The organism is Ferrimonas sp. SCSIO 43195 (assembly GCF_023716685.1).
GTDB classification, from domain to species: Bacteria; Pseudomonadota; Gammaproteobacteria; order Enterobacterales; family Shewanellaceae; genus Ferrimonas; species Ferrimonas kyonanensis.
The window spans coordinates 2572740-2596284 of sequence record NZ_CP072679.1; the positions used below are offsets into that span (position 1 = coordinate 2572740).

Sequence of the window (23545 nt, forward strand, 5' to 3'; positions counted from 1 at the left end):
GTCTGCAATTTTTTGAATTACCTTTCTCCAAAGGCAACGCTGATGTTGGTGTAGATCGGCTTCCAAAGGTATTGGAACACTGACTTCTCGCCGGTAGTGATATCCACCTCACCAGTCATACCGGGAAGAATAGAAAAGCTCTCAGGGTTATCACGGAAGTATGGCGTTTCAACAGACACCACCACTTCATAATAGATTTCACCGCGTTCACTTTGGCTTGTGGTCGGTGAAATACTTTCAACCTCCCCTTTTAACGCACCAAAACGGCTGTAATCAAATGCATCAATCTTGATTCGAGTTGGCTGGCCTACGTTCACGAAACCAATGTCTCTCGGTGATAAGCGAGCTTTAAAATCCGCTTTACCGCCGACAGGAACAATCTCAACCACTGTCCCGCCCGGTTGAATAACGCCACCGTTCTGTGTACTTGGCAGGCTTTGTACCAAGCCTTGTAGTGGCGACACTAACATGGTGTTGGTCAATTTCGCTTGGCTTGAACGCACCCTTGCATTCAGCGCAGATAAATCAGATACCGCTTTGGATCGATCGTCACTCACTTTGGCTTTTGCCTCGGCAAGAAGTTGGGCGATTTTTTGCTCATTGCTGTCTGCCTGCTTGATGAAAACCGACTTCTTACCGCGGGTTTCTTCTATTTTTTGCTCAATACTGGCCAGCTTTTGGCTCATTTCAAGCACACGTAAACGAGAGATGTTCCCGGCTTTGTAGCCTTTTTCCAACAGGTTCAGCTCTTGTTTAGTGGCATTCAGTTCTTTCTCATAGCTAGGTAGAGACTTTTCTACGACACGCAGCTGCTCAGCGATCTGCTCACTGTCCTTTTCCAGCACAATGCGTTTTTGATAGTAAAGCCCTTTCTGAGCATTCAGCTGCGCCTTTTGTTGGCTAACGATCTCTGGGAAATCAATTTCAAATTCCCCAAAATTCGGTTCACGGTTATCCAATAAAGCGTTCATACGCTCGATACTGGCAAGCAAGGTCACTTGTTGAGATTTCAATTCTTCAAGGGCCGTGCGCTGGAACGTAGCATCAAATTCAACAAGCGGTTGCCCTTTCTCGACCAATTGACCTTCTTTGACGAGAATTTGCTTTAACTTGCCACCGATTGCACTTTGTAATACTTGCTTTTCCCCTTCCGGAATCACTGCGCCCTTTGCTTTAGCGATTTCATCAACTTGAGTAACCACCGACCAGGTGACAAAAGCAGCGATACATAAGGCAACAGACCATGTCGCCAGTGCCAATGTACGAGCCGTATTTTGTGATTCAACAAGCTCACCGTAACGCTTGCCGGTCTCAATAGGGTGTTTAGCCATTAGCGACTCCTTGCTTTGACTCTGGTTTATCTGGTGCTGGTTGCTGCGCCTTAGATAACGATTGCCCCTGGGATAACGGTTGCTCCCGAGTCGATTGGGGTTCTGAAGGCTGCTCTAATGGGCCAGCATAAACGACTGCCCCCTCATCCAGTACCACGACCTTATCAGCAAGCTTAATCAAATCAGGATCATGCGATGAATAGATCACCGTTGCTTTTCCTTTTTTTGCCGCCAAAAACTCACCAAATACACGCTTGGCATTGGGATGGGCATCAGGCACCGGATTATCCATTAGGAACATTGGGTAGTCATAAACCAAGGCTTTCGCATCAATGAGAATCTGAGCGACTGTGCCTGATAACATATCAAACAGGCTATCCGGTTGAATGCTGCTTATCGAAGTATCCAGTCCATCTGGTAATGTGGAGAACCAGCGCTTACCTCCGACCATTTCGATCGCAGAGATCATTTTTTGCTCTTCAACTTTATGTCCATCGCTCAACCACTCTCGAATACTCAAGGTAAGCAAATCAGGATAAGCTGCTCGAATGAAACACCAGTGACGATAAAGCTGCGGGTCGTACTGAGCAAGATTTACCCCTTTCAGTTCTACCATGCCGTTTTGAATAGCCTGTAACCCCGACAACACTTCAATCAATGTCGATTTACCACTTCCTGAGGGGCCAGTGATCGCCACAATATCGCCAGCTTCAACATCAAAACTGACTCCGTTCAATGCAGGGCGACTCTGCTTAGGGTAACGGAGAGTCACCTGATCTAACTTCAAATTCGGTGCGACCGTTGGCAGTGGGTGATGCTGGTAGCTAAATTCACGTTCAGACGGCTGAGACAGAATGCGATTCACCTGCAGTTTGGATTGATTAAAGCTATTAAAACGCATCGCGCTGTTTGCCAACACCTGTGCAGGCCCCGTCACTTTGGATATCAGCATCATTGATGCAATCAAGCCACCCGGCGTCATCACTTGTTCAAAAATGAGCCCAATACCCAACCCCATCACGGCCAACGTTGAACCCACACCAATAAAGTAATACATCGAGGTATAGCGACTCTGCAGAACCGATTGATTGAACGCCACCTTAGAGGCAAGCAGGTTGGCCTTTTGGAATCGTTGGATCCAGTACTCTGAAAACCCAGCACTACGAATAAAGGTAAGCTTAGATGACAACTCATTGGTCATATTTTGACGATTAGTTCCTGCAACCGTCGATTGCATAGCGCATTTACCGCTTGAGCGTATCGCCCGCTTTGCTAACAGGTAATATAAAACTAAAGAAACGATAGGAACCAATACCAACCATCCCCCCAAAACACCTATTGCCAGTACAAAAATGGCAATGAAAGGCAAGTCAAACAACGCATTACCGAGTGGTCCAGATAACACTCCTGAAATACGTTCGGACAACATCACTTGGTTTTGCTGACTAGAGGAGGCCGTTTGCTGGTTTTGAGCATAACTATTTTTTAGTAGGCGTTGAACCAGAGATTGAGATATTTCACGACTGACTCGGTTGGATACTGACGCAAACACACGACTACGCAATGTTCTAAGCCAACCCATCATCACAAACAACAAGGCTGCCCCAATGGCAATGCCTTGCAGTTCGTGCCCAGCATCACCACCGATAACATGGTCATAGATCGACATCGTGATGAATGGCACTGCGAGAGCAAACAGATTGGTAATAAAGCTGACCAAGAGCAATTTAGGAATGATAGGACGAAAGGCGTGTAGCCGTTCACCGACCCAGTCAGGAGAGGCCTTCTCCAATGGCTCTCCTTCTATCACAATGCAAAATTGAGGAATGTCAGCAACCTCTGCATTGCCATCAACAGCAACAAACTGTTTTGACTCTAAATGGCCAGAAACCAATTCAGTTTCCCCAAGAACCAGCAAAACTAATTTGTGCTCGCCTACCTCATCGAGGTTAGCCACTAACCGATAGGGCAATGCAAGCCGATCAAACAGGGAAAACACATCGTCTAGTGATTCAATGCCATTCTCATCGACCCATTGCTGGGCAAACAGTTGGATATTCGCATTTACCTCCAGCTCCTTGAGAACAGAAAGGCTTTCAGCTTCCAGTCGGTTCATCGCCTCGTGTTGATTGTCTGTTTCTGTATGGCGACTCGCATCTAAACGATTCATGCAATAGCCTCCTGCTGATTTGTACTTACTTCGGTCATCGAACCGCTTTCCACAGTTATCGTTCGACTCGCCAATTCGCGAAGTTTGCCATGATAGCTCACCATCAGTATCGTGCGTCCTGCCAACACTTCGTCTTGTAACACTTTAACCAGATTACCGAGTGCATTGAGGTCCAGCGAAGAATCCGGTCTTTCTAGCATGATAACGGGTTTGTCACTCGCTAATTGAGCCGCGATATTGAGCATCTTCACGTTGCCCATACTCAACAATGACGCACTCGTATGGCCAATTTGTGTTTCTAACCCATCAGGTAAACGCGTAATTTCTTTGGTTAATCCCAAGCGCTTAGCATAATCATTGGCGCTTTGCGTTCTCTCAGGGTCAAAGCCACATAAGTTGTCCAAAATCGTGCCCGAGACCAATTGCCCTTTCACACCGCAGTAAGCTGTCACTTGAGCGACAGATGCAATGGAAACGGCTTTGCCATTAATTAGGCATTGACCCGCGGCCAAGTCATCAATCCCTGCTATCGAAGACAATAGGTGACTATTGGTATGGCGATCTTCACTCTCTAACAACACCAATTCGCCTTTGTTTAGCATCACATCCGCACGAGCGAGTTCACCGTATCGTTCAACCGTTGCTTGCTTGATTTCCAAAGTCTTAAAGTCAGACAAATTAAGCTCAGAACCTGAATACTCAGGTAGTGATAAATCATCCAACTTTTCTATGGCCTGGTTAGCACTGTGTATCGAATTAAGCTTTATGCGAATCCCAACCAAAGCGCTTAACGGTGCCACTGCTCTGCCTGATAAGATAGAACATGCCGCTAATCCACCAGTGGTTAATTGACCATCCAATACCCACAAGCTGCCGGTAATCACCAGCAAAACGGAAGTCGCAAGTGCCGCAAGCTGAATACACTCTTGAGCGAAAGCACTCTGCTCTTCTTCCCGAGCTTTAGATTGGGCGCGGACATTATTAAGCGATTTAAACTGATTAAAAATTCGAGACTCAACAGCCTGACGTTTAATACCCTGAATGGTCTGGCTAAGAATAATCAAGAAAGCTTTTCTCTCCTGTTCATCTTTAGACGCTTCTTCACTTAAGCTTTTAACGCGAACAGAAGAAAGCCAAACAATGCCGAGCGTGATGAGCCAAACTGCCAAAGGAATCGCCACTAGCTCACCGCCGATATAGGCCACCAACCCCAAAAAGATCAGTGCAAAAGGCAAATCGATAAAGCCAGAGATTATCCCACCAGAATACCAGTCCTTAACTTTGGATACCGATCCTAGCCCCTCTTCGACACCACCCACACCGAGCTGGCGAAGGTGAGCTGAAGATGCAGTCGTCACCCTTTCAACCAAGGTTTGGTAAGTCGCTTTTTCGGTATTGCTAGCCGCCGCTGACAAAAGCCAGGTACGAACAAAACGTATGAGCGCTTCCATGGCTACCGCGAGTGTCGCCCCTGCTAAAAGCAGTGTGGCAGTACCATAACTGTGATTGGGAAGAATGCGATCGTAGATCTGGAGAACCGTTAATGGAACGGCTAATGACAAGAGGTTAATAAGCAAAGAAGGCACTAAGGCTTTCCTCACTACCCCTTTGTTTTTTAATGACGTTACAGGCATACACAATCCTTATCCATGCTCATGAAATAAGATTGGTACATTCCACGTGGTTATGCAAGATAAGATGCTGATTTAATTTAATTTAAACACATCGCTAAATTTTGTTGTTTCGATCAAACCTTACCGCCAAAATCGCGTGTTATCTCTATTAAGGGCGATGTTGAACCACCCCCAGCAAACATCGGCCTGTTGGTTGATCTGATCCTGTGACCATCAATCGAGGAGTCGCGTTGGCTGGCAACAAAGCGATGAACAACGTCATAAGACTAGGTATGCCTGCGCACCAGATGATCAGCTAAGCCAAGGAAAGCCCTTGGGAGGGCCCTTGTCGAGATTCAATTGCTCACCACCTTGACCCACAAGCAAAGTGCTATCGAAATACCCCACCAGCTAGTTGATGCGGGCACTGACGGCTGACTGAGTAAAAGTGAGTCGCTCTGCCACCCGGCCAAAGTGGCGTTCTCTGGCCACTTCCACGAAGACTCTGACCCCTTTTACCTCCAGTGTTACTTCACACATTTGTGGCGAAATAGGAACAACCGAATTTTGTCGTGACGATAGAAATATATCGTTTTTCTTTTCTTTGGCGGCGCCCTATCTTGCGCCCATTCTCCACATCGGAGCCACCCGTTAACCCATTGTAAGGGTTTCATTTAGATAGGGTCTGACTATGTATGACAGTGAATTCAGAGCTGGCGTGCGCGACTTTGTCGACAGCCGCCGCTTTGGCCGCGGTTTTAGCCGCAGTGGTGATTTCACCATTAAGGAAAGCGAATTGCTCACCCGCTATGGCCACACCATGGCTCAGCTGGCCAGTGGCGAGCTGACACCAGTTGGCGAGCAGGAGCATCGATTTGTCGCCGTGGTGGCGGGGCTGCGTCCCCCCACCTCGGCATTGGAGAGGGTGTGGCTGAAATACCGCCAGCTTAGCGAGTGCCGTCGACGGCTGTTCTGTGTGCAAGACAGCCGGTCCGTGCCACCGCCCTCAGACCCTTATCTGTTTTATGACGACTGAATTGAGTAACCCATGAATATCTGTTTTTTGATGTACCCCTGGCACCGAATCGATCCGGCCTTTGACTCGACCCTGCGGCTTATTCACGAGTGCGTAGTACGAGGCCACACGGTAGCAGTCACCACCCCCAACAGCCTGACCATGCGCGAGTCCACCGTCTATGGGTTTTGCGACGTGGTCACCACGGGCAAAGGGGTTTCCGACAAACCGGAACGCTTCTACGCTCAGGCCCAGCTTAAACGGGTGAAGCTGCCAATGGCCGGATTTGACTGCATTTTTATGCGTGCCAATCCACCGCTGGATACTCTGGCACTCAATTTTCTGGACTCGGTGAAACAGGACACCCTGATCATCAATGATCTGGAGGGGTTGCGCATCGCCAACAACAAGCTCTATACCGCGGGCTGGAGTGGCGCAGCGGGTCAGTATATTCCGACTACCCATGTGTCAAAAAACAAAGAGTACCTGCAACAGGTTCTGGCGGAAAACCAGGCCGACAAGATGATTCTTAAACCTCTGAACGGTTTTGGCGGCCAGGGCGTGATTGTGATTGAAAAACGGGCTCAGCAAAGTGTCAGCTCCCTGCTGGACTTTTACATCGGCAGTGGCGACCGCACCCATTACGTGATCCTGCAGGACTACATCGAGGGCGCCGAAGAGGGAGACAAACGGATCCTGATGCTCAACGGCGAACCCATCGGTGCCATGCGCCGAGTGCCCGCGGCCAACGACGTGCGCTCCAACATTCACGCCGGAGGCAAAGAGGTAAAACACAGCCTGAGCAAAGAGGAGAAACGCCTGTGCGCCACCGTCGGACCACAACTGGTGCGCGATGGCCTGTATTTTGTGGGACTGGACGTCATTGGTGACAAACTGCTGGAGGTTAACGTGCTGAGCCCCGGCGGCATTACTCGGATTAACAGACTGAATCGCACCCGGCTGCAACGTCAGGTCATCGACTGGATGGAGAACATCGTCCATAGCCGAGAGTTGTTGTTGCAACGTAAGACCATTTATCGTCAGGCCATTAATGATGCAAACGTTATCGCTGTCTGAGGCTTTGAGCCTGATTGCGCGTCGCCAACCCTTCCATGCCGAAATCGATGGCGTTGCGCAGCTGAAAATTGAGGCTTACCTGCCTGTGGTCAGCTGCGCCATCCACGCCGGCCATCGGCTAAGCACGAAGCTTACCGACCAATGCCTGCTGAGTGCGGAAGAGCGCCGATTTGAAGAGGATCCGGCCACCGACCTCTTAATTGCCTCCCAGCCCATCACCCTGGTGGGGTGCGATTCCCGATTCGAATACGACCTCAATCGGGCTCAGGCGCTGTCGACCTATTTTAAGTCGGCCTGGAGCAAGCCAGTGTGGCGGCGACCGTTATCGGCCCGTAAACGCAACCAGTGCCAGCAGAAACATCGGCGCTTCTATCAGCTCTATGACGGGCTGATCGCGGCCTTGGAGCAGCAGTTTGGCCACGTGCTGGTATTTGACCTGCACAGTTATAACTACCAGCGGATTGAGCGCAAGGTGCCGGTGTTTAACATCGGTACCAGCCAGATCGATATGGAACGTTGGGGCCCGGTGGTGCAGCGGTTTAACCGAGAGCTGGGCCGAATTCGCCTGCCAAACCTGAGTGTGGAGTCCAGGCTGGACGAGGTGTTTCAGGGGCGGGGCTATCTGATTGCTCATACTACTGCCCGGTTTGATCGCACCCTGGTGCTGCCGACCGAAGTCAAGAAGGTGTTCATGGATGAACACAGCGGCGAGCTGTACCCCCAGGTAATGGCAGCGCTGGCCCTTGGGTTAAAAGAGGCGTTTACTCAAACCTCAGCCCGATTTGAGCGTCAGTTTAATCGCCGCCGTCAGGCCAGCAAGCACCAGATGCTGGCCTCGCGCATCGACCCGAACGTGGTGGCACTGGACAACGCGCTGTACCAACTGGCCAAGGGCATGGAAACCCTGCCCTACATCAACCCGGTGAACCTGCAGCAGGAGAAACAGCGGTATCTGGCAAACCCGAACCGCTATCGGCCTGACTTTCGCTACCGCCAGCAACGTCTGAACCCGTTTGCATTCCGGGAAGGGTTGTACCGGCTGCCATTTGACAGCGTTGCCGATGTGGGGGTACGCCAGTTGTATCAGCAGGTGGCTGACAACCTGTCGCTGCGGGTCGAACTGATCACCTCCGTGGGCAGTGACCGGTTCCGCTACAACAGCCTGAGGTATTACGGCAGGCCCGATGAACGCACGCTGAAGCAGGCAGGGTTTCTGTTGCAGGCCGCGACGATGCCCGAGGTCGATGACACCAGACTGACGGTAGACCAGGTGTGTGAACGGCTTAGAGGGCATGCCCGCGAGCATGGTATCGCCTGCCAGGTACAGACCAGCGGCACCCTGGCCGCTAAGGCGATGGTGATGAGCGAACAGGCCAGCCTGATGATCAACCGCCATGCTCGATTTAGCGAGCGTGAAGCGAAGGCGTTGGCCCATCATGAGCTTGGGGTACACATGACCACCACCATCAATGGTCGGGCGCAGCCACTGAAACTGCTGTCGCTGGGGTTGCCGGGGAATACCGAAACTCAGGAGGGACTGGCGATACTGGCAGAGTACCACGGTGGTTGCCTGACACTGGGCCGGTTAAGGCTACTGGCGGCGCGGGTGGTGGCGGTGGACTCCATGCTCAGGGACGACCACCTGCCGACCACGGTCAACCGGTTGATCGAGGAAGCGGGACTGGACCAGGACGACGCCTTTACCGTGGCAGCCCGTGCCTATCGCGGTGGCGGCCTCACTAAGGACTATCAATACCTGAGCGGGTTTTGCACCATGTTGTCACTGCATCAACAGCGAGATTTGAGTCCGCTCTACACCGGAAAGTGCGCCTTGGCCTACCTGGATATCCTGGAAGAGTTGTGTCAACGAGGTTGGTTGAATTCGGCGATGCCACTAACGCCTGCCGATTCCCCCGACAGTGAACCGGTGATGACCTTTGTGCTGAACAGCCTGACTCAGGCGGCCTGATCGATCTAATCCCCGTTTTCGGGCGGGGATTCTCTGGGCTTAACCCGGCGACTTGGTTATCATTCGGGTATGACTGACATTAAGGCTCCGCACATGATAATTAAGGACAACGCCGTCGTTTCCATCGCTTACACCCTGTACCTGGAAGATGGCCAGAAAGTCGACGTGGTGTCGGCCGACGACCCGGTGATCTACACCCACGGCAGTGGCATTCTGGCCGAAGGGTTGGAGAACGTGCTGCTGGGTCACAAAAAGGGCGACCAGCTGAAAGTGACCCTGACGCCGGATCTGGCGTTTGGTGATCACGACCCACAGATGGTTCAAACGGTGCCTGCCGACATCATCAAGGGGGCCGACGAGCTGAAGGTGGGCATGCAGATCGCCGCCGATACCGATCAAGGCCCGATGGAGTTAACCCTAACCGCCATCGAAGGGGACACCATTACCCTGGATGCCAACCATCCGCTGGCCGGTAAGACCGTCATCTTTGATGTCAAAGTATGCGACGTGCAACCGGCACAAGAGGACGACAGCGCCTCGCTGCAATAAACACTGCAAGACCGAAGTGAAGCGAGCCTTAGTGCTCGCTTTTTTCTCTTCTGCACCATGGCAACGACTACACTGATAGTGTTCCGTCCTCACTCAGGAGGTGACCCATGGGTGTCGCTATCAGTGTCATCGATTATCTCGAGGAGCTTGGGGTGCAATACCAGCTGGTTCCTCACGCTCACAGCCAATCATCCATTCAATCTGCCCTTTCCGCCGGCGTTTCCGCCAGGCAAACCGCCAAGTCGGTCATGTTGGAAGACAATGAAGGCCGGCGAGTAATGGCCGTGATTCCTGCCGCCAACCGGGTGGTGATTCAACAACTGAGTCAACAGCTGAAACGGGAATTACACCTGATCCCCGAGTCCAAATTAAAGGGCCAGTTTGACGACTGCGAACTGGGCGCCCTACCCGGCGTCGGTGATCCCTACAATGTGCTGGCGGTGTACGACGATGCCCTGGAAGGGGAAGACCATGTCTATTTGGAAGCCGGTGATCATGAACACCTGATCCGCATCAGCAACCGGGGCATGAAGACGCTGATGGCCGACCACCCCCACGGTCGCTTCAGTGCCACCGCGGTCTACAACGAAAAGCCCCGCCGCGCCTGGGACTGGCAATAACCCGAGGGCGGCGCCTGGCGTCGCCCGTTGATTCGTTGGCGTTGTGAGCCTGGCGCAGGCTCACAAGGCTCGTACTAACGTCATTACCCGATGATCACTGCCACCAAACCGGGCATTGATGGTCGACTGCCAGTACAACTCGTAGCCACCTCGGCAGATCTCCTCCCCGCCCTGCTGAGCACACACCAGCGTCACCGGCTGTTCCAGCCACCAGCTGACATCCTGCTGAATGCGGCCACTGACACTGAGCTTCTTAATGCCACACAGATCGACTCGGCTGGGCTTGCCGACCTCATCCAGCATCAACCGACAATCGAAACGCGCTTGCGGAGCGAGTATCGACAGCCGCAACTGACCGCTGACCTCCAGCGCGATCTCCACCGGTGCCAGCCTCGCCCGCTCATGATAATGCCCGGTCACCGCGCCCGGCGACATCCAGCCCGCCTCATCATCGCCTGCCACCGCCCCGGAGCACACTCCCTGAACAATCAGGGCTATCAGCAGCCTTACCGAGTTTCTGTTCATATCCGTCACTCTTATGGTTGTAGCGACGACCGGGAATCGCCCCGACCAACACCGAAACAGCACCAGAGGCGCAAGCACCGCTGGCGCTCACTTTCCTTCCATGAAAGTAAAGCGACAGAATCGGCCATAAATGGTAAAAACAACGCCGTCATTGAGGCTCAGAATAGAACGGCGACGGTGGATTCCGTCGCCCTTGGCGCCGAACTCAGCCTGAGGTCTGGTTTCCAGGCTGATGGCAGCGTTGCAGCAGGTCTTCAAAAAAAGCACTGCCCTTGCGGCGGGCAAAGGCAACATTGCGCTCAGGAATGGTCTCGGGTTGTTGGTAAGTCTGCAGCGCCTGCTCCATGCTGGCCTCGCGAATCAGGTGGATCAACGGCAGTGGCGAGCGATTGGTGTAGTTGGAAGGATCGTCCATAGGTTCGCCGTCGAAGCAATAATCCGGGTGAAAACTGGCGAGCTGATACCGGCCCTCGTACCCCTGCTCGACCAATAGCGCCTCTGCCAGTTCCACCAGGTCCAGGTAGGCATAAAAACCCTCGAAGCCCCGAGGCAAAATGCACAGCGTGGTCTCGGTTTGCGGGTGAGAATCCAGGTGCTCGCATTCCGCCACCAGTCTGGCCAACACCGCTTTTACCTTGGTCTGTTCAATCACCGCATAACGGATGCTGTTTCGCTCCACTTCACGGCGGGCAAAAGGGCACAGGTTATACTTCATGATCACCCGTTCTACCCAATGCCGAGTGGCAACTATCGATTCTGTGTCTGGCACCCTCTGCTCCCTTGGAATTGACGCGGCAGCCGAGCTGCCTAAGCGGCGCCAGCATAGCACAGTAGGGTGATCCTGATCACACCGTTACAGCACCAGCATGCCCCCATGGCTGACAACGGCCACCGAAGTCAGACTGAGCCGCAGGGTTCGATACCCCGGTGGCTGCCTGCCAATCCAGCGGTCGGCGGCCATCATCACTGCAAACGCCAGTGCCAAAACCCCTAATGCCACCGGAATCGGCGCCAGCACCAATGCCAACCAGCCGACAATACTCGGCCACATGGAAAAATGGATCTGCCAGTTACCGGAGCCGGCTAACAGCCCCTGGTACCAATGAATGCCACCGAGAAAGGACAGAATGATGGCACTGTATTGCACAAAGCCAATCTGAGCCTGAACGGAGTCGATCACCCCGGCCATCAGCAACAGTGGCAATGTAACGAAAGGAATCAGCCCGGCGATACCGAGCCAGAGAGCGTGGCGGGACATAAGCGGCTCCTGATGGCAATAACCTTAATCAGTACGAACGCCGCTTGGAGCTGGATCGGTGTTACTGAGTCACCATTTTGGCGATTGCCTCGGCCTTTTCCTCGTCGGTCATCTGCGACGGTGGCGGTGTCATGATGCCTTTCTGATAAGCGGGCCGAGCCGCCAATTCCGTCATCCAACGCTGCAGATGCACCAGACCGTCTATCTCGATGCCGCTCCATTCATGAGTCCGCACCCAGGGCCAGGTGGCAATATCGGCAATGCTGTATTCCCCCGCCAGGTAAGGCGTCTTGGCCAATTGCGTGTCCATCACCTCAAACAGGCGACGCCCCTCTTTTTGATAGCGCTCGATGGCCGCTGGAAGGGTTTGCGGGAAATAGCGATAAAACACGTTGGCCTGCCCCATCATCGGCCCCACTCCGCCCATCTGGAACATCAGCCATTGCATCACCACCGACCGCTGCTTGGCATCACTGGGTAAAAATAGGCCACTCTTTTCTGCCAGATACAGCAGGATGGCACCGGATTCAAACACCGCGAAATCATCATTACTGCGATCGACAATAGCAGGAATACGGCCATTGGGGTTGATGGCAAGGAATTCAGGCTGCTTCTGCTCCAAGGCACTGAGGTCCAGAGCATGGACCCGATACGCCAACCCCATCTCCTCAAGAGCAATGGAAATCTTATGGCCATTTGGGGTGGCGGCAGTATAAAGATCAATCATCGAACGCTCCTTATTGATTAAACGCCGGGCGACGGCCAACACGCTGGTACCATCGCTGAATATTGGGCCACTGATCGTCCAGGGTAATGCCCAGGTTGGCAATGAATCGAATGAACACAAAGCCACTGATGTCTGCCACGCTGAAGCCAGGGCCCGCCAGGTGCAACGACTCGCCCAGCCGCTGCTCCAGGGTCGGCAGAAACTCCTCTACCCTCAACCGACTCTCCTCACCCCAGGCTTTGACGCAGCGCTCCCGATCCTGGTACACGCCGGTCAGATTTCGAAATGCCTGAAACCCCACCATCAATCCCTGCAACTCCACCATCCGCAACCACATCTCCACCTGGCCTTTTTCCAGGGCCGTGGTGCCAAACAGGGAGTGTTCTCCGGGATGCAGGGCATCGAAGTAACGGCAGATGGCAATGCTCTCGCACAAACTGGTGCCGTCATCCAGCTGCAGTACCGGTATTCGGCCATTGGGGCTCAACGCCATGAACTCATCGGACAGATTCTCGCCGCCGCGAACATCCACCTGCACCCGCTCGACCTCCAGGTTCATCTCTGCCAAAAACAGGCTGACCCGTTGAGCGCTTGGGGTCATTGAGGCTTCGTAAAGTTTCATAGTGAATCCTTTAACAGAACGATCGTTTAGATTAGAATCTACCCATAACAGAACGAGCGGTCAAGAATTAACTCATACGGAGGTCCCGTGGCCAGACAGTGTCAATTTGAACGTCACCAGGTGCTGGAACAAGCGATGCAGCTGTTCTGGAAACAGGGCTATGAAGCCACCTCGGTGGCAGACCTGGTGTCACAGTTGCAGATCAACCGGTTCAGCCTGTACAACAGCTTTGGCGATAAACAGCAGCTCTATCACCTGTCACTGCAGCACTACCTGAACGAGCATTCGCTGCCACGACTGAAGCCTCTGTTTGACGCCAATGCGGACCTGACCACGCTGGTCGAGTTCATCTCCGCAATGGCGGCGGATCCCGATAAAGCCAGCCTGGGCTGCTACGTTCAGGCAGCCCTACTGGAGCGGCGACATCAGGATCCTCATGTCAAAGCCCTGGCCGATCAGTTGTTTGCCACCTTGAGGGAGGGGTTTGAACATTGCCTCGGCCAGGCGCAGCAGCGGCGACAGATTGCCGCCTCCCACAACGTCAAGGAGCTGTCGGCCTGGCTGCTGCTGCAGATGCAAGGGATTCGAGTACTGCTGCGAGCCGGCCAGCACCAGGCCCTGAAACTGGCGGTGAAGCAAATTGTTACGTTTTTAACCCATTGCTGAAATGACTCATTCAGGTGCAGTTAAGTGGTTGCCGGTCTATCCTGTTAACCATCTGATTCCTTGCAAGGAACTCCCTATGCGAAACACACTGCTCGTCGGCGCCGCCGCGCTGGCCGCCACCCTCTCCGGCTGTAGCACCACACCGGATACGCAAACCCTTGACGGTGAGGTGTTCTACCGGGAACGCATTGCCATCCCTCAGGACTCCGTCGTCAAGGTGGCCCTGCAGGACACCTCCAAGATGGACGTGGCCGCCGAGACCCTGGCCAGTACCGAGTTTCAAGCCCAAGGCGGCCCCCCTTATGCCTTTTCACTGAGCTACCCGGCCAAAGCCATCAAGGCGGGAATGCGCTACACCATCAGTGCCCGCATCGAGTCGGCGGATGGCCAGTTGATGTTCATCAACACCGAGTCCGTCGCGGCCTTCGGTGACCAACCTCTGAGCGTACTGGTGAATAAGGTTGCCGCCCCAGCCACCACGGCCCTGACAAAGACTCAATGGCAACTGACCGACATCGACGGCCGCCAGGCGGAACTCGGTATGGGGGACAAGGCGGTAAGCCTGATGCTCAGCGACGACGGCATCGCCTCCGGCTTTGCCGGCTGTAATCGCTATCAGGGCCGTTTCGATATCAAGCCAGACGGCATTCAAGCCGGTCCGTTTGCCGTCACTCAGATGGCATGCCCCACTGGCATGGAGTTGGAACAGCACTACCTGAGCACCCTGGATCAGGCCGCCGCCACTAAGGTGGTGGGCAACAGCCTGCTGTTGATGGACAGCGACGGCAAGGTGCTGATGAGTTTTCGCGCCCAATAATTCGTTTCGTCATTGCTGCCACCGTTCCACTGCCTGGTGGCAGCAGTGACTTTTTCCACCCCTAGCCCCGCAATTTTCCTTATTCCCCTAAGTCCGTATACTGACCACTCCCCCCTGCATGGAGTGCTGAAGATGTCTCTCTCCCCCCTTGAAGGTGGTTGCCAGTGTGGCGCCATTCGCTACCGTACCTCGGCCGCCCCCTTTGCCTCGGAATATTGCCACTGCGGCCAGTGCCGCAAAGCCGTGGGCGCAGTAGCGGTGGCCTGGATGGACTTTAAACGGGATCAGGTGCACTGGCTGGGGCCAGTCCCCACCGAATTCGCCTCATCGCAACACGTATTGCGAGGGTTTTGCCCTCAATGCGGCACCAGCCTGAGCTTTCGGGATGATCGCCACCCGAACTTCCTGACCCTGTCGGTAGGCTCGCTGGACGACGTGAATCGGGTCACGCCCAGCTATCACATCTACACCGATGACCAACCGCATTGGCTGCACATCGACGACGACGGCCCCCGCTTTGGCCAGAATCGCGGCGCCCAATAGCGAATGCCAAAACGACCTGCGCTTGGCGCCATCCTCAGGTACCATGACCGGGATAAAATCAGAACTCAAGGAGACACGATGAAAACCACCCTGATCACCTTAACCATGCTACTGATGCTAGGCGGTTGCAGCCCGGAAGTGGGCAGCGAAGCCTGGTGCAAAGCGATGAAAGAGAAACCCAGCGGTGACTGGACCGCCACCGAGGCTAAGGATTACGCCAAGCACTGCGTATTCTAAACGGCTGAACTGACCAGCAGGTTGCCGTCAAAGTCCAGTCTCTTTGTCGGCCACCCCAGAGCAATCAAATCGCACCAGAGTGGATTAAAATCCCCTGCCGGATACTATAGAATTCAGTGTTCTCAAAGAGATCCCCGGTATGAATTGGTCCTTGTTTACGATTCTGGTGCTGTTGGTGGTTCTCGGCATACAACAGATTCGATATCGACAAGCGATAAAACAAAGCCAACGGTTTGGCTATATCCTCGATCACGTCGAAGCCTTCATCTACGTTAAAAATCGCCACCGACGCTATACCTACGCCAATAAACCGACTTTGACCCTGTTTGACATTACCAAATGCCAATTGGCCGGCTTCAAAGATCAGGACTTCTTCTCCCCAGAAACCGCAAAACGAATCGAAACCCTTGACCTTAAAATTTTAAACCGGTCGCCATTAACCCATGAAGAGGTGGTTTCAAAGGAAAATGGCAACACCACGGTGTATCTGGATACCAAGCGCCCTTTGCTCAACCGAAAAGGAGACGTTGAAGGGATTCTTGGAATTTCCACCACTGTCACCGAGACTTGGAACCTTCGTAAGACTCTGGAACATCAAGCACATATCGACCCATTGACTCAACTCTGCAATCGGCAACAACTCGACAAGGTCTTTGCCGTGGAGATGCAGCGCTGCCAGCGGTATCAGCATCCGCTGAGTATCATCATCGCCGACATCGACCACTTTAAAGAGGTCAACGACAACCACGGTCACCAGGCCGGCGACGCCGTCCTAAAGCAATTTGCCAGACTGCTAGAATCACACTGTCGCGTCAATGACTGCCTGGGCCGGTGGGGAGGCGAGGAGTTTTTGCTTATCTGCCCGCAAACCCATTTGCAGCATGCCAGCCAACTGGCAGAGCGCATTCGCCATCAGGTCGAGCTGTTTTCCTTTCACGGTATTGGCCGGCGTACGCTTAGTCTGGGAGTCTCAGAATTTAAGGCCAACGATACCCCGTCCAGCCTAACGGCACGGGCCGATGAGGCGCTTTATCGCGCGAAACAGCAGGGACGAAATCAGGTCTGTACAGAGACGTCAGCGCTGACGCCGGTGTAAATCAAACCGGTTGCTCATGGGTCACCACGCAGTTGCGCCCTTGTCGCTTTGCCTGATACAGCGCCACGTCGGCGTCCTTAAGCCACTGCGCCACTTCGGTATGGGCGAAACTTGACTGAAGACCGGCGCTGATGGTTACAGACACCTCACTATTGAAGTGTTCAGACTCGATTGCTCGACGAAGCTTATCGATGATCAGGGCGGACTGAGCCACATCGGTGTGGGAAAACAGAATCAAAAACTCATCACCGCCGAGGCGAAACACCAGATCGCCTTGACGCGTATGCCGGTTGATGCAGGCCACCACCTCGGTGATGACCCGATCGCCAACATCATGGCCATGGCGGTCGTTAATGGCCTTAAAGTTATCGATGTCCAACATGGCGATGGTGGCCTGTCGCTCATACGCAAGGCTGCTGGACAGAAACGACTCCAATTGGGTTCGGTTGAGGGCCTGGGTCAGCGCATCTCGAGTGGACAAACTCAACAATTCGGTGTGCAATCGAACCACGGCGTTCATGACAAAATGGGCCACACAGACGCAGATAATCAATGCCACCATCATCCTCAGCGCCAGCAATGGCGGCATTTGCGAAAAGCCAATTACCGCGCTGCCGGCGATAATCCACAGGTTCGCGGTCAGCGACACCCGTGGCGGGGCGAAAAACACCAGTCCCATGGCAATGGGAAACAACCAATAAGAACCCAAAGGGCCCAGGGTATAGAGAGTCAACAAGGTCAAGGCCACCAGCAACATGGCTGGAATGGGATACCCCAGCAGGCCTTGATTTCGCTTCAGCACCGACAACAACTCCGCCGACAGCACCACCCCAAACAACAGGCAACCTGAGGCCAACAGCCACTCGCCAATCAGCAGATTCTTAATGCCCAGAGGGTAAAATGTCAGCAAGGTGACCAGCAGCAGCAGTTTTAACGCTCGAGTACGGGCGCTGTTATTGACCAAGCCGTTAAAGTGCACCTGCCAGAACGGCGAATGTTCCGGACCGCCACTTTTTGCCAGCAGCAATTGTCTGCCGCGAGACAGCGCACGGCCAACACCATGGCTTAGGGTTTTCCAATCCATTCCCCCCCCTTCTCAGACCGAAATGGCATCGGTCTCGGATGGTTAATCCCCTGTAATAATTAACTTAATCATAGTCAATTCTCACCGTCCCTACACACCGTTGGCCCAAAGATACAGCGACAGCAACCACTCCGGCATATAGCCCACCCGTTTCGATACCACGGTACCCTGGTCGTCGACGATCAAGTAGGTAGGAAAGGCCACCACATCCAGATAGCGGGACAACTCGGCACTGCCAAGCAACACCTGCTGAGGGGCCTGATCGGCAAACGGGGTCAGAAAATCGGAAACCTCATCAAGATCCGCATAGGACAATGCCACCGGCACCACATTTTTTCCCTGCCCCTGCCACTGAGCCAGGTGCGGAAAGGTGACCTTACAGATGGCGCACCAGGGCGCAAACAGATACACCAAGCGGCGATCACTACCGCTGAGATTGGAAAATTCACCACTCGGCTGCCAGCGCCCTTGCTGCTGGCTGATTTGCGGCAGGGTCAGCGACGGCAGTTGATCCGATACCGGCTCCATCATCAGACTTCGAATCCAGCCCCCTAACCACAAGGCCAACAGCAACACTACGACCAGTTGCACGCCTTGCTTTATCCATCCAATGCCTTTTTCCACAGAGATCCTTAAAAAAACGGCCCATATCCTAATGATATAGACCGTTCATTGACGATGAAATTTCACCGGTTCAATCCGTTTTTCCCAACCCGAAATGCAGGAAGGTCTTATCGGTGGCCATTCGCCCCCGGTGGGTGCGCTGAATGAAGCCCTGCTGAATCAGAAACGGTTCGATGACGTCCTCGATGGTTTCTTTCTCCTCACCGATGGCGGCGGCCAGGTTGTCCAGCCCTACCGGCCCGCCGGCAAATTTCTCGACGATGGTCAGCAGCAGTTTGCGATCCAGAAAATCAAAGCCCTCACTATCGACGTCGAGCACCCCAAGGGCTTCGGCAGCCACCTGTTTGTCGATGTTGCCCTGGTATTTCACTTCGGCAAAATCCCGTACTCGTCGCAGCAACCGGTTGGCAATCCGCGGCGTGCCGCGACTGCGCTTGGCCACTTCCACCGCCCCTGGCTGGTCCAGCTCCAGGTTCAGCACCTGGGCGCTGCGGCTGACAATGGAAGTCAAATCGCCAACATTGTAGAACTCCAGCCGCAGCGGAATGCCAAAACGCGCCCGCAGCGGCGACGTCAGCGCCCCGGCGCGGGTGGTAGCGCCAATCAGCGTAAACGGCGGCAGGTCCAACTTAATCGAGCGGGCCGCCGGGCCTTCACCGATCATGATGTCCAGCTGATAATCTTCCATGGCGGAGTAGAGGATCTCTTCCACCGCCGGGCTGAGCCGGTGGATCTCATCGATGAACAGGACATCGTTAGGTTCCAGGTTGGTTAACATCGCCGCCAGATCACCGGCTTTCTCCAGCACTGGTCCCGAGGTGGACTTAATGCTGGCATCCATCTCATTGGCAATAATATTGGCCAGAGTCGTCTTACCCAGCCCCGGAGGGCCAAAAATCAGGGTGTGATCCAGCGCTTCTCCGCGCTGGCGGGCGGCGGCGATGAAGATCTCCAGCTGGCTGCAGACCTCCTTCTGACCGGTGTAATCGGTGAGTTTCTTCGGCCGCATGGCCCGATCGATGACCGATTCCTGAGTGTCCTGCTCTTGTGGGGCAATCAGCCTGTCTGCTTCAATCATCCACGGGCTCCTACATCATCGCCTTGAGGGCGTCTTTAATCAGTTGCTCGGAGCTGGCTCCCGGGGCATGGACCTTATCCACAGCCTTTTTCGCCACCGTGGCTTTGTAGCCCAGGGCCTCCAGCGCGGCAATGGCGTCTTCAGTGGCATCCGGTGCGGTGATGAAGGTGTCCTCCACCGCGTTGCCCAGGGCAAAGCTGTCGGCGTTGGGAGTCGCCAGCGACGCCGCAAAATTCTTCATTCTGTCGCGCATCTCCACCACCAGTCGTTCGGCGGTTTTTTTGCCGACCCCAGGAACCTTGGTGATACCGGTAATGTCTTCCCGCTGTACTGCCGCCACAAACTGCTCCGCCGACATGCCGGAAAGGATGGCCAGGGCCATCTTGGGGCCGATGCCGTTGGTCTTTATCAATTCACGAAACAGGGCCCGCTCCTGCTTGGACGCAAAGCCGTACAGCAGCTGTGCGTCTTCACGCACCACAAAGTGGATAGACAGCACACAGGGCTGTCCCAAATCCGGTAACTGGTAGAAGCTGGTCATGGGCAACTGCACTTCATAGCCAACGCCATTGCAGTCAATCAGCACTTCCGGTGCTTGTTTTTCAATCAGAATTCCGCTTAGTCGTCCAATCACATCGTGTCTCTTTATCGTAACCGGCCGCGCACTCGGGCCGTAACTTTTCCTGCCATGGCTACCATACTCTCTCGGGTATGGCTGTGGCAAAGGGCGATGGCCAGGGCATCGGCGGCATCGGCTTGCGGGGTGGCTGGCAACTTGAGAATGCTCTTCACCATATGCTGAACCTGGGATTTCTCCGCCCCACCGGTACCCACCACCGCCTTTTTGATCTCGGTAGGGCTGTACTCGCTGATGGGCAGGCCCAGGTTGGTGGCAGCCACAATGGCCACTCCCCTCGCCTGCCCCAGCTTCAGCGCCGAGTCCGGGTTGCGCGCCATAAACACCCGCTCGATGGCGAACTCATCGGGCTGAAACTGGCGCACCAACTCACTGACGCCGTCGAAGATGCACTTCAGACGCGCCGGCAGTTCACCGTCCGGGGTGCGAATGCAACCGCTGCCCAGATAGGTATGGCTGCGACCCACCTTGCGAATCACCCCGTAGCCGGTAATTCGAGAGCCCGGATCGATGCCCAGGATGATGGTCATTCGCCGAGCTGCTCCATGATGTCATCGGCGATGTCGGCGTTGTGGTACACCTCCTGGACGTCGTCGTGATCTTCCAATACGTCGATCAGGCGCAGGAACTTGGGCGCCGTGGCGGCATCCAACTCCGCCTTGGTAGAGGGAATCATGGTCACTTCGGCGTTGACCGATTCCAGTCCGGCCGCATCCAGAGCGTCTTTTACCGCCCCGAATTCCACCGGGGTGGTGTACACATCGATGCTGCCGTCGTCGTTGGTTTCAACGTCATCGGCTCCCGCCTCAAGGGCAATCTCCATGATTTGATCTTCATCGGCACCCTCGCCGTAGGAGATGACCCCCTTCTTTTCGAACAGGTAAGACACCGAACCGTCGGTACCGAGGTTGCCGCCAGACTTAGTGAAGGCGCTGCGCACACCGGAGACGGTGCGATTGCGGTTGTCGGTCATGGTTTCCACCATCACCGCGGTTCCACCGGGTCCGTAGCCTTCATAAATGATGGTTTCCAGCACCTGGCCATCCAGCTCACCGGCGCCGCGCTTCACCGCCCGATCCACGGTATCCCGGGTCATGTTGTTGGACAGCGCCTTATCGATGGCGGCACGCAGACGTGGATTCGACGCCGGATCCGAGCCGCCCTCGCGGGAAGCCACGGTCAGCTCACGAATCAGTTTGGTGAAAATCTTACCGCGCTTGGCATCCTGTGCCGCCTTGCGGTGCTTGATGTTGGCCCATTTACTGTGACCTGCCATAATTTCTCTCCTGTTACCGGAATTCACTTCCGGCCTGAAACAATAAAGCTGCCCGCAGGCAGCTTTGTTATTCGTCTTACTGGTCCTGCTTCGGTTCCTGTTTCACCAGGTCGATGGCCAACTCCTCCAGCACATCCGGATTGGCCGGGCTGGGGGCGTCGGTGAGCGGACAGGCCGCCGTGGTGGTCTTGGGGAAGGCCATCACGTCGCGGATGGAGGTGGCACCGGTCATCAGCATCACCAGACGATCCAGACCGAAGGCCAGGCCGGCATGCGGTGGCGCACCGTAGCGCAACGCTTCCAGCAGGAAGCCGAACTTCAGTTGTGCCTCTTCGTCATCGATGCCCAGAATGCGGAACGCGGTTGCCTGCATCTCCTGGTCGTGGATACGCACCGAACCCCCACCCAGCTCACAGCCGTTCAACACCATGTCGTAGGCGTCAGAGATCGCCCCTTCAGGGTTGGCTTGCAACTGTTCTGGCGTCATGTTTCGAGGCGCGGTAAACGGGTGATGCAGGGCGTGGAAACGACCGTCGATCTTCTCAAACATCGGGAAGTCCACGACCCACAGCGGCTTCCACTCGTCCACGGTCAACCCGAAGTCTTCGCCGGCCTTCAGGCGCAGCGCGCCCATGGCATCGGTCACTACCGAGTAGCTGTCGGCGCCAAACAACAGGATGTCGCCGGCTTCGGCGCCGTTACGCTCGACAATGGCATTGATGATGTCGTCGGTCAGGAACTTGGCCACCGGAGACTGAACCCCGTCGATGCCGTTGCCCGCTTCATTGATCTTGACCCAGGCCAGACCCTTGGCACCGTAAATGCCGACAAACTTGGTGTAGTCGTCGATCTGCTTACGGGACAGCTTGGCGCCACCAGGAATACGCAGAGTGGCAACACGCCCTTCAGGATCGTTTGCCGGGCCGTTGAAGACCTTGAACTCCACCTCTTTCAGCAGATCGGCTACGTCAACCAGTTCCAGCGGGTTACGCAGGTCCGGCTTGTCGGAACCAAAGCGGCGCATGGCATCGGCGTAGGTCATGTGCGGGAACTCGGGCAGGTCCACGTCCAGCATCTTCTTGAACAGAGTGCGAATCATCGCCTCGGTGCTGGCCATCACCTGCTCGGCGCTCATGAAGGAGGTCTCGATGTCGATCTGAGTAAACTCAGGCTGACGATCGGCACGCAGGTCTTCATCACGGAAACACTTGACGATCTGATAGTACTTGTCCATGCCGGACATCATCAGCAACTGCTTGAAGATCTGTGGCGACTGCGGCAGTGCGAAGAACTCGCCCTTGTGAGTGCGGCTTGGCACCAGGTAGTCACGAGCCCCTTCCGGAGTGGCCTTGGTCAGAATCGGCGTTTCCACGTCCAGGAAGCCGGCATCGTCCATAAAGCGGCGTACTTCGGAGGTCACCTTGGCACGGAAGATCATCCGTTCGGTCATCTCGGGACGACGCAGGTCCAGGTAACGGTACTTCAGACGCAGGTCTTCGTTAACGTCGGTGTTGAAATCGATGGGCAGCGGCGCCGCCTTGTTCAGGATGGTCAGTTCTTTACCCAGCACCTCGATGGCACCGGTGGTCATGTTGGCGTTAACCTGACTGTCGGGGCGGGCACGAACCAGGCCTTTAACCTGAACACAGAACTCACCGCGCAGGCTGGAGGCGGTTTCGAACACCTCTGGCAGGTCAGGATCGTAAACCACCTGAACTATGCCCTCACGGTCACGCAGATCGAGGAAAATCACACCACCGAGATCACGGCGGCGGTTTACCCAACCGACCAGGGTAACTTCTTGGCCCACCAGGGCTTCAGTAACGAGTCCACTATAATGGCTGCGCATCGACGGATCCTATCTAAGTTGTTGGCAGTACGGGAGCCTTGCGCCATCGCCAGGCCCATACAGGAAAAATTCGGCAAAACCGGGATTATAAAGAAAAGTCACCACTTTAAGAAGTCGTGGTCGCCTTTGTTTCGACTCAGTTGCTCAGTTCACAAGCAGATG

26 protein-coding genes are annotated in these 23545 nt (G+C 54.6%); 10 read left to right on the plus strand and 16 right to left on the minus strand.

What is annotated here, in order from left to right:
* Nucleotides 1-17: 17 nt before the first annotated feature.
* From J8Z22_RS12055 to J8Z22_RS12070, 4 genes are all read right to left on the minus strand, one after another.
* Nucleotides 18-1331: an HlyD family type I secretion periplasmic adaptor subunit gene (locus J8Z22_RS12055; protein WP_028111993.1), complete on the minus strand. Its 1314-nt coding sequence runs from the start codon at nucleotides 1329-1331 to the stop codon at nucleotides 18-20.
* A complete protein-coding gene (locus J8Z22_RS12060) occupies nucleotides 1324-3501 on the minus strand; it encodes a peptidase domain-containing ABC transporter (protein ID WP_252006577.1) in 2178 nt (725 codons plus the stop codon). The genes J8Z22_RS12055 and J8Z22_RS12060 overlap by 8 nt, the downstream gene beginning before the upstream one ends.
* A complete protein-coding gene (locus J8Z22_RS12065; protein WP_252006578.1) occupies nucleotides 3498-5135 on the minus strand; it encodes an ABC transporter transmembrane domain-containing protein in 1638 nt (545 codons plus the stop codon). The genes J8Z22_RS12060 and J8Z22_RS12065 overlap by 4 nt, the downstream gene beginning before the upstream one ends.
* Nucleotides 5136-5525: 390 nt before the next feature.
* Nucleotides 5526-5654, minus strand: coding sequence for a LysR family transcriptional regulator (locus J8Z22_RS12070; protein ID WP_252006579.1), 129 nt, complete (start codon nucleotides 5652-5654; stop codon nucleotides 5526-5528).
* 151 nt (nucleotides 5655-5805) lie between these two features.
* Here J8Z22_RS12070 and maoP point away from each other — a divergent pair, with 151 nt between their 5' ends.
* The 5 genes from maoP to J8Z22_RS12095 all read left to right on the plus strand — a co-directional run bounded on the left by maoP (nucleotide 5806) and on the right by J8Z22_RS12095 (nucleotide 10344).
* Entirely contained in the window at nucleotides 5806-6150 is a 345-nt protein-coding gene (gene maoP, locus J8Z22_RS12075) for a DUF413 domain-containing protein (RefSeq protein WP_028111989.1), read from the plus strand.
* 12 nt (nucleotides 6151-6162) lie between these two features.
* Nucleotides 6163-7206, plus strand: a complete 1044-nt coding sequence (gene gshB / locus J8Z22_RS12080) for a glutathione synthase (RefSeq protein WP_252006580.1) — start codon at nucleotides 6163-6165, stop codon at nucleotides 7204-7206.
* Nucleotides 7181-9175, plus strand: coding sequence for a flavohemoglobin expression-modulating QEGLA motif protein (locus J8Z22_RS12085; RefSeq protein ID WP_252006581.1), 1995 nt, complete (start codon nucleotides 7181-7183; stop codon nucleotides 9173-9175). The genes gshB and J8Z22_RS12085 overlap by 26 nt, the downstream gene beginning before the upstream one ends.
* Before the next feature lie 93 nt (nucleotides 9176-9268).
* Nucleotides 9269-9724, plus strand: a complete 456-nt coding sequence (locus J8Z22_RS12090) for a peptidylprolyl isomerase (RefSeq protein ID WP_051252407.1) — start codon at nucleotides 9269-9271, stop codon at nucleotides 9722-9724.
* Between the two features lie 107 nt (nucleotides 9725-9831).
* Nucleotides 9832-10344, plus strand: a complete 513-nt coding sequence (locus J8Z22_RS12095; protein WP_028111986.1) for an aminoacyl-tRNA deacylase — start codon at nucleotides 9832-9834, stop codon at nucleotides 10342-10344.
* A 60-nt stretch (nucleotides 10345-10404) separates the two neighbouring features.
* Here the strand turns inward: J8Z22_RS12095 and J8Z22_RS12100 are convergent, their stop codons facing one another.
* The 5 genes from J8Z22_RS12100 to J8Z22_RS12120 all read right to left on the minus strand — a co-directional run bounded on the left by J8Z22_RS12100 (nucleotide 10405) and on the right by J8Z22_RS12120 (nucleotide 13476).
* A complete protein-coding gene (locus J8Z22_RS12100; protein WP_252006582.1) occupies nucleotides 10405-10869 on the minus strand; it encodes a hypothetical protein in 465 nt (154 codons plus the stop codon).
* Nucleotides 10870-11074: 205 nt separating this feature from the next.
* Nucleotides 11075-11584, minus strand: coding sequence for a DUF1415 domain-containing protein (locus J8Z22_RS12105; protein WP_252010479.1), 510 nt, complete (start codon nucleotides 11582-11584; stop codon nucleotides 11075-11077).
* Between the two features lie 138 nt (nucleotides 11585-11722).
* Entirely contained in the window at nucleotides 11723-12127 is a 405-nt protein-coding gene (locus J8Z22_RS12110; protein WP_028111983.1) for a DUF3429 domain-containing protein, read from the minus strand.
* 61 nt (nucleotides 12128-12188) lie between these two features.
* Nucleotides 12189-12854: a glutathione S-transferase family protein gene (locus J8Z22_RS12115; protein ID WP_252006583.1), complete on the minus strand. Its 666-nt coding sequence runs from the start codon at nucleotides 12852-12854 to the stop codon at nucleotides 12189-12191.
* A gap of 10 nt (nucleotides 12855-12864) precedes the next feature.
* Entirely contained in the window at nucleotides 12865-13476 is a 612-nt protein-coding gene (locus tag J8Z22_RS12120; protein WP_252006584.1) for a glutathione S-transferase family protein, read from the minus strand.
* Nucleotides 13477-13563: 87 nt separating this feature from the next.
* On the opposite strand from J8Z22_RS12120, the gene J8Z22_RS12125 reads away from it, so the two are divergent.
* From J8Z22_RS12125 to J8Z22_RS12145, 5 genes are all read left to right on the plus strand, one after another.
* Nucleotides 13564-14142, plus strand: coding sequence for a TetR/AcrR family transcriptional regulator (locus J8Z22_RS12125; RefSeq protein WP_028111980.1), 579 nt, complete (start codon nucleotides 13564-13566; stop codon nucleotides 14140-14142).
* 76 nt (nucleotides 14143-14218) lie between these two features.
* Complete coding sequence (locus J8Z22_RS12130) at nucleotides 14219-14959, plus strand: META domain-containing protein (RefSeq protein WP_252006585.1); 741 nt, start codon at nucleotides 14219-14221, stop codon at nucleotides 14957-14959.
* A gap of 132 nt (nucleotides 14960-15091) precedes the next feature.
* A complete protein-coding gene (locus J8Z22_RS12135) occupies nucleotides 15092-15502 on the plus strand; it encodes a GFA family protein (RefSeq protein WP_252006586.1) in 411 nt (136 codons plus the stop codon).
* Nucleotides 15503-15580: 78 nt separating this feature from the next.
* On the plus strand, nucleotides 15581-15739 hold the full coding sequence (locus J8Z22_RS12140; protein WP_084144324.1) for a DUF3012 domain-containing protein: 159 nt from the start codon (nucleotides 15581-15583) through the stop codon (nucleotides 15737-15739).
* 139 nt (nucleotides 15740-15878) lie between these two features.
* The gene (locus J8Z22_RS12145) at nucleotides 15879-16835 is read left to right on the plus strand and encodes a GGDEF domain-containing protein (protein WP_252006587.1); all 957 of its coding nucleotides are present in this window, start codon (nucleotides 15879-15881) and stop codon (nucleotides 16833-16835) included.
* A 1-nt stretch (nucleotide 16836) separates the two neighbouring features.
* Here the strand turns inward: J8Z22_RS12145 and J8Z22_RS12150 are convergent, their stop codons facing one another.
* The 7 genes from J8Z22_RS12150 to aspS form a co-directional block, all read right to left on the minus strand.
* Nucleotides 16837-17919, minus strand: a complete 1083-nt coding sequence (locus tag J8Z22_RS12150; RefSeq protein WP_252006588.1) for a GGDEF domain-containing protein — start codon at nucleotides 17917-17919, stop codon at nucleotides 16837-16839.
* Nucleotides 17920-18009: 90 nt separating this feature from the next.
* Nucleotides 18010-18510 carry a hypothetical protein gene (locus tag J8Z22_RS12155; protein ID WP_252006589.1) on the minus strand — a complete coding sequence of 167 codons (501 nt, stop codon included), beginning with the start codon at nucleotides 18508-18510 and terminating at the stop codon, nucleotides 18010-18012.
* Nucleotides 18511-18613: 103 nt separating this feature from the next.
* Complete coding sequence (gene ruvB / locus J8Z22_RS12160; RefSeq protein ID WP_028111975.1) at nucleotides 18614-19621, minus strand: Holliday junction branch migration DNA helicase RuvB; 1008 nt, start codon at nucleotides 19619-19621, stop codon at nucleotides 18614-18616.
* 10 nt (nucleotides 19622-19631) lie between these two features.
* On the minus strand, nucleotides 19632-20255 hold the full coding sequence (ruvA, locus tag J8Z22_RS12165; RefSeq protein WP_028111974.1) for a Holliday junction branch migration protein RuvA: 624 nt from the start codon (nucleotides 20253-20255) through the stop codon (nucleotides 19632-19634).
* A gap of 11 nt (nucleotides 20256-20266) precedes the next feature.
* Complete coding sequence (gene ruvC / locus J8Z22_RS12170) at nucleotides 20267-20788, minus strand: crossover junction endodeoxyribonuclease RuvC (RefSeq protein WP_028111973.1); 522 nt, start codon at nucleotides 20786-20788, stop codon at nucleotides 20267-20269.
* Complete coding sequence (locus tag J8Z22_RS12175; RefSeq protein ID WP_252006590.1) at nucleotides 20785-21534, minus strand: YebC/PmpR family DNA-binding transcriptional regulator; 750 nt, start codon at nucleotides 21532-21534, stop codon at nucleotides 20785-20787. The genes ruvC and J8Z22_RS12175 overlap by 4 nt, the downstream gene beginning before the upstream one ends.
* 76 nt (nucleotides 21535-21610) lie before the next feature.
* A complete protein-coding gene (gene aspS, locus J8Z22_RS12180) occupies nucleotides 21611-23383 on the minus strand; it encodes an aspartate--tRNA ligase (RefSeq protein ID WP_028111971.1) in 1773 nt (590 codons plus the stop codon).
* Nucleotides 23384-23545: the final 162 nt, after the last annotated feature.

Coding starts and splice junctions, on each gene's coding strand:
- J8Z22_RS12055 (WP_028111993.1), bottom strand. CDS start 1,331: ATGGCTAAACACCCTATTGAGACCGGCAAGCGTTACGGTGAGCTTGTT.
- J8Z22_RS12060 (WP_252006577.1), bottom strand. CDS start 3,501: ATGAATCGTTTAGATGCGAGTCGCCATACAGAAACAGACAATCAACAC.
- J8Z22_RS12065 (WP_252006578.1), bottom strand. CDS start 5,135: ATGCCTGTAACGTCATTAAAAAACAAAGGGGTAGTGAGGAAAGCCTTA.
- J8Z22_RS12070 (WP_252006579.1), bottom strand. CDS start 5,654: ATGTGTGAAGTAACACTGGAGGTAAAAGGGGTCAGAGTCTTCGTGGAA.
- maoP (WP_028111989.1), top strand. CDS start 5,806: ATGTATGACAGTGAATTCAGAGCTGGCGTGCGCGACTTTGTCGACAGC.
- gshB (WP_252006580.1), top strand. CDS start 6,163: ATGAATATCTGTTTTTTGATGTACCCCTGGCACCGAATCGATCCGGCC.
- J8Z22_RS12085 (WP_252006581.1), top strand. CDS start 7,181: ATGATGCAAACGTTATCGCTGTCTGAGGCTTTGAGCCTGATTGCGCGT.
- J8Z22_RS12090 (WP_051252407.1), top strand. CDS start 9,269: ATGATAATTAAGGACAACGCCGTCGTTTCCATCGCTTACACCCTGTAC.
- J8Z22_RS12095 (WP_028111986.1), top strand. CDS start 9,832: ATGGGTGTCGCTATCAGTGTCATCGATTATCTCGAGGAGCTTGGGGTG.
- J8Z22_RS12100 (WP_252006582.1), bottom strand. CDS start 10,869: ATGAACAGAAACTCGGTAAGGCTGCTGATAGCCCTGATTGTTCAGGGA.
- J8Z22_RS12105 (WP_252010479.1), bottom strand. CDS start 11,584: ATGAAGTATAACCTGTGCCCTTTTGCCCGCCGTGAAGTGGAGCGAAAC.
- J8Z22_RS12110 (WP_028111983.1), bottom strand. CDS start 12,127: ATGTCCCGCCACGCTCTCTGGCTCGGTATCGCCGGGCTGATTCCTTTC.
- J8Z22_RS12115 (WP_252006583.1), bottom strand. CDS start 12,854: ATGATTGATCTTTATACTGCCGCCACCCCAAATGGCCATAAGATTTCC.
- J8Z22_RS12120 (WP_252006584.1), bottom strand. CDS start 13,476: ATGAAACTTTACGAAGCCTCAATGACCCCAAGCGCTCAACGGGTCAGC.
- J8Z22_RS12130 (WP_252006585.1), top strand. CDS start 14,219: ATGCGAAACACACTGCTCGTCGGCGCCGCCGCGCTGGCCGCCACCCTC.
- J8Z22_RS12135 (WP_252006586.1), top strand. CDS start 15,092: ATGTCTCTCTCCCCCCTTGAAGGTGGTTGCCAGTGTGGCGCCATTCGC.
- J8Z22_RS12140 (WP_084144324.1), top strand. CDS start 15,581: ATGAAAACCACCCTGATCACCTTAACCATGCTACTGATGCTAGGCGGT.
- J8Z22_RS12145 (WP_252006587.1), top strand. CDS start 15,879: ATGAATTGGTCCTTGTTTACGATTCTGGTGCTGTTGGTGGTTCTCGGC.
- J8Z22_RS12150 (WP_252006588.1), bottom strand. CDS start 17,919: ATGGATTGGAAAACCCTAAGCCATGGTGTTGGCCGTGCGCTGTCTCGC.
- ruvB (WP_028111975.1), bottom strand. CDS start 19,621: ATGATTGAAGCAGACAGGCTGATTGCCCCACAAGAGCAGGACACTCAG.
- ruvC (WP_028111973.1), bottom strand. CDS start 20,788: ATGACCATCATCCTGGGCATCGATCCGGGCTCTCGAATTACCGGCTAC.
- J8Z22_RS12175 (WP_252006590.1), bottom strand. CDS start 21,534: ATGGCAGGTCACAGTAAATGGGCCAACATCAAGCACCGCAAGGCGGCA.
- aspS (WP_028111971.1), bottom strand. CDS start 23,383: ATGCGCAGCCATTATAGTGGACTCGTTACTGAAGCCCTGGTGGGCCAA.